The organism is Rhizobium sp. Leaf453, assembly GCF_001425605.1.
Classification (GTDB): domain Bacteria; phylum Pseudomonadota; class Alphaproteobacteria; order Rhizobiales; family Rhizobiaceae; genus Pararhizobium.
In genome coordinates this window covers 1-879 of the sequence record NZ_LMRG01000019.1, presented here as the reverse complement: position 1 = coordinate 879, position 879 = coordinate 1, and the positions used below count along the sequence as shown (strand labels likewise).

The following is an 879-nucleotide window of genomic DNA, read 5'->3' as shown; positions in this document are numbered from 1 at the left end:
AATCTTTCGTTCCGAAACAGCGCGTCACGAACCAGATCGCGGGTATTCTCCGCATGCTGAAACCCATCCACCTCGATGATCAGCCGGGCGTCGAAGCAGACAAAATCAAGAATGTACCCGTCGAGCGGAACCTGCCGTTTGAATTTGAACCCTTCCAACTGACGATTACGCAGCGCCTGCCACAACAGGTTCTCCGCCAGCGTTGCATCCGCTCGCATTGTTTTCGCAAAATGACGGTGCTCGTCAGGGACCTTACGATGCATGAGGCTTTTCCGAAGAATTGAAGCGGTGCGGCAAATTTATCTCCCCCTCGGCGGGGGAGAAAGCAATTTCAGCTCTTAGCTTCAGCTAAGTGCTAGAAATTGCAAGAGAGGGGGTAGGCATGGACGCATGAACCGCCCCCTCAATTGAAGCAAGCCGCTCGCGAAACCGGGGACGATATTGACTCGCAACGTTACAGCATCTTTACCTCTACCCCAGTGGGAGAGGACACAAAATCAACATCTTAGCCTGAAGTGCACCCCGTTTCACCGGACATGTCGGCTAGTTTGATTTAGCCCTGATGAACTGCCGAGGGGAAGCCATCTTGAGCGCGGACTGAGGATGGATTTCGTTGTAGTCCTCGATCCAYCCGTCGATRAGCCGGAGCGCTGTTTCGGTGTCCGGCAGTGCTGCGATGCGGATGTAATCCCGCTTCAAGGTTTTGACGAAGGCTTCCGACATACCATTCGACTGGGGACTAGCTAGCGGCGTGAAGCARGGCGTCAGATTGAGCGCCTGGGCGAATAGCCTCGTGTCCCTCGCGGTGTAAGCAGATCCATTGTCCGAGAGATGCTCGATTGCGTGCGGGGCTCTCGTTGCTGTGAACCGCTTCTCGAC

2 protein-coding genes are annotated in these 879 nt (G+C 54.9%); both read right to left on the bottom strand.

The window, feature by feature from the left end; translation table 11 throughout:
• Positions 1-263 (bottom strand): endonuclease domain-containing protein (locus tag ASG68_RS18090; protein ID WP_082554031.1); only part of this gene is annotated, 263 nt, incomplete at its 3' end.
• A 280-nt stretch (positions 264-543) separates the two neighbouring features.
• The coding region (locus ASG68_RS18085; protein WP_156384883.1) for an integrase core domain-containing protein at positions 544-879 on the bottom strand (336 nt) is incomplete at its 5' end.